General features: G+C 32.2%; 4 protein-coding genes. All 4 read left to right on the top strand.

The features are described 5' to 3' along the window. Nucleotides 1-375 precede the first annotated feature (375 nt). Complete coding sequence (panB, locus tag CN514_RS20660) at nucleotides 376-1,218, top strand: 3-methyl-2-oxobutanoate hydroxymethyltransferase (RefSeq protein ID WP_098234201.1); 843 nt, start codon at nucleotides 376-378, stop codon at nucleotides 1,216-1,218. Then, complete coding sequence (gene panC / locus CN514_RS20655) at nucleotides 1,215-2,060, top strand: pantoate--beta-alanine ligase (RefSeq protein WP_098234200.1); 846 nt, start codon at nucleotides 1,215-1,217, stop codon at nucleotides 2,058-2,060. The genes panB and panC overlap by 4 nt, the downstream gene beginning before the upstream one ends. A 26-nt stretch (nucleotides 2,061-2,086) precedes the next feature. Beyond that, nucleotides 2,087-2,470, top strand: a complete 384-nt coding sequence (gene panD / locus CN514_RS20650) for an aspartate 1-decarboxylase (RefSeq protein ID WP_025671415.1) — start codon at nucleotides 2,087-2,089, stop codon at nucleotides 2,468-2,470. Between the two features lie 201 nt (nucleotides 2,471-2,671). Further along, on the top strand, nucleotides 2,672-4,003 hold a 1,332-nt coding region (locus CN514_RS20645), incomplete at its 3' end, for an exonuclease domain-containing protein (protein WP_176526006.1).

Raw genomic sequence — 4,003 nt, 5'->3', positions numbered from 1 at the left:
ACGTAATAAAACAACTCTCTTTTTATATTTGAAAGAGAGTTATTTTATTTTCTATATAATTGTCACGTATATTTGTAAATAATACCAAGTTTTTTCTTTACTTAATTGCTATTCTTACTATAAACTGTATTGGAAGGGTCGCGACTATCGCTGATTCTTCAAGGGTGGTATCTGAATAGGGTCAATCAAACTTTAGTATCCTAAGAAGAACTACACCAGGTTTTAAAAAATCAATTCTAAAAATGTGTCTGCCTTGATCCTATAAGGGACTGGGACAGAGGAATGAGACGGTTTACAATTTTCCTTTGTTCTCTTTTGAGCAAAGTTTTTTTATTGTAGCCCCCATTTCCTCTTCATTTAAAAGGAGGAAAAAAGATGAAAACAACAAAAGATTTTTTAAACATGAAACAAAATAATGACCCAATTGTCATGATTACTGCTTATGATTACCCTTCAGCACTATTAGCAGAATCAAGTGAAGTAGATATGATTTTAGTCGGTGACTCACTTGGGAATGTTGTCCTAGGATATGATTCTACAATTAAGGTTACTGTAGATGACATGATTCATCACTCAAAAGCAGTTAAACGCGGGGCAAAAAATACGTTTATAGTGACAGATATGCCATTCATGTCTTACCACTTTTCAAAAGAAGAAGCTTTACGTAGTGCTTGTCGCATTATGCAAGAGGGTGATGCGCACGCTGTTAAGGTTGAGGGCGCAGATGAAAATGTCTTAGATGTGATTAAAGCATTAACAATCGCGGGAGTACCAGTTGTAGCTCATTTAGGATTGACTCCTCAATCTGTAGGTGTATTAGGTGGCTATAAAGTTCAAGCACGTGACTCTGAAAGTGCGATGAAATTGTTTAATGATGCAAAAAAATGTGAAGAAGCAGGAGCATTTGCAATCGTACTCGAATGTGTACCAAAGCAAATTGCAAAGGATATTACAAAGGATCTTTCCATTCCAACAATCGGAATAGGTGCTGGTGTTGATACAGATGGTCAAGTACTTGTTTACCATGATTTAATAACATATGGTGTTGGTCGAGTAGCTAAGTTTGTTAAACAGTACGCAAATGTATCTACAACAATTGAAAATGCAATTGCTTCATATGTACAAGAAGTTAAATCTAGACAATTTCCAGATACTAAACATTCGTTTACGATGAAAGAAGAACAGTTAAAGGCATTATACGGGGGAAGTTCGCAATGAAAGTGTTTCACACAATAAATGATTTAAGAAATGAATTAAAAATTCACAGAAAAAATGAAAAATCGATTGGATTTGTTCCAACTATGGGGTTTTTACATGAAGGTCATGCGTCTTTATTAGAAGAAGCTAGAATAAATAATGATATCGTCGTTTTAAGTATTTTTGTTAATCCGACTCAATTTGGACCTAATGAAGATTTTGATCGATATCCAAGGGACTTTGAAAGAGATGAAAAAGTTGCACTAAATGCTGGTGTAGATTGCCTCTTTTATCCAACAGTTGAAGAAATGTATCCAAATGAATTAAAATCAACAATGAAAGTAACAAAACGAGTAGATGTCCTTTGTGGTGAAAAAAGACCTGGACATTTTGATGGTGTTGCTTTAATTGTAACAAAATTATTTAATATTGTTCAACCAGACCAGGCTTATTTTGGATTAAAGGATGCTCAGCAAGTAGCTGTAATTGAAGGTTTAGTTGAAGACTTTAATATTCCTGTAAAAATTAATCCTGTTCCAACTATTAGAGAAGAAGATGGATTAGCTAAAAGTTCTAGAAATGTCTATTTAACAGACAAAGAAAGACAAGAAGCACCAGTTCTTTATAAAAGTTTACAAAAAGCAGTTGAAGAGATAAATAAAGGGAATTTAAATCCAGATCAACTGCAACAAAATATTATTTCTACAATACAAAGCGAAACATCTGGAACAGTGGATTACGTAAGTATATATTCTTATCCAGATTTAGAGCCTTTAAATAAAATAAATGGAAAAGTAATTATTGCGTTAGCAGTAAAATTTTCTAATGCTCGCTTAATCGATAATATTTTAATTTCTATTTAAGGATTGAACAACTAGGGGGAAATGACATGATTCGCACAATGATGAGAGCAAAACTTCATAGAGCTACAGTTACAGAAGCTAATTTAAATTATGTTGGAAGTATTACAATTGATCAAGATTTAATGGATGCTGTTGATGTACTTGAAAACGAAAAAGTTCAAATTGTAAATAATAATAACGGTGCACGACTTGAGACATATGTTATTCCAGGAAAACGTGGAAGTGGTGTAATTTGTCTTAATGGTGCAGCGGCAAGATTGGTCCAAGAAGGCGACAAAGTAATTATTATTGCATATGGTCAGGTAGAGGAAGAGAAACTGGATCAACATGAACCAAAGATTGCTATTTTAAATGATGCAAATGAAATTGTCGAAATGATTGGCAAAGAAATTGCAGGTACAGTTAAGTAAAAAGTCAACTTTTGAATTTCGAAGCATGAAGTTACATGATGAGGATCAAAAGTATTTAACACAACAACAGAAACAGCGAAGAAAACAAGCGTTTGAGGGCAATTTGAAATCCCCTTCTTTAGGGGATTTTTTTGTTGGTTGTATTGTTTAATCTGTTTATGCAAAATAATATCTATATAGAGAATTTGGAGGTGGCAAAATATGAATAAATTTGTGGTCGTTGACTTAGAAACAACCGGAAATAATAATAGAGGTCAAGATCGAATTATTCAAATTGCAGCCTTTTTATTGGAAAGTGGAGAAGTTATTGAACAGTTTTCAAGTTTTATTAATCCAAACATGAATATTCCAACCTTTATTTCCGAACTAACAGGGATTTCAGATGAAATGGTTCAATATGCTCCACAATTTGAACAAATAGTTGAAGAATTATACCCGATGTTTAATGACGCATATTTTGTTGCACACAATGTGCATTTTGACTTAACATTTTTGCAAAAAGAATTTGAGCGGATTGGTTTACCAAAAATATCACCATTAGCTATTGATACAGTGGAGTTAACAAGAATTTTATATCCAACTTTAACTAGTTATAAATTATCTGATTTAGCAAAAGTATTTAATATACAACATGAAAACCCACATCAAGCTGATAGTGATGCTGAAGTAACTGCCGAATTATTAACAATTTTATTAAAAAAACTTGAGAGCTTGCCATATGCATCATTAAAAATAGTAGAAAAACTTAGCACTAGCTTTAAAAGTGACATTACATACTATATTTCGGATCTACTTCAAAAGCAATCTGAATCATTTACAAATGAATCTGTTGAGTATGAAGAATTTAGACGAATAGCTCTTAAAAAAAGAAGCTTTAGTTTACCTCAAGAGGAAGAAGATTTCGTTGAATTCGACGAGTATCTTAAACGTGAACTTGTAGATCAGATGGCTGTGGAAATTCCAAATTTTATAAAAAGAGATGAACAATTTGCGTATATGCACGATGTGTTCGATGCATTTAGCCAGAATAATATTCTCTTAGCTGAGGCTGGAACAGGTGTTGGCAAGACATTTGGTTATTTAATTCCATCAGCATTTTTCTCAAAACAATTTGGCAAACAAGTGGTCATTAGTACAAGTACAATCTCGTTACAAAAACAATTACTTAAAAAACATATAAAAACGATTGAAAAAATAGTTCCATTTCAGTTAAAAATAGCTTCTATACAAAGTAAAAGAAATTATCTATGTCTGCAAAAATTTGAATATATTGTTGGCGAACAATTTGATGATAATTACGATAGTATTTTATCTAAGGCTATGATAACTGTTTGGTTAACTGAAACTGAAACTGGGGAATTAGATGAATTATCACTTCCTTCAGGTGGCTTACATTTATGGGATCGTGTTTGTTGTAATGAAGAAAGTGAAAATAAAAAAACAAATCCTTGGTTTCATAAATGTTTTTATCAAAAGGCTAAAAATCAATTAATGTTAGCCGATATAATTATTACAAACCATGCATATTTATTG

It is taken from the genome of Bacillus sp. AFS001701 (assembly GCF_002559405.1).
Taxonomy (GTDB): Bacteria; Bacillota; Bacilli; order Bacillales; family Bacillaceae_G; genus Gottfriedia.
Note: the sequence above shows the minus strand (reverse complement) of the source record. Positions and strands in the feature narration are given on the sequence as shown.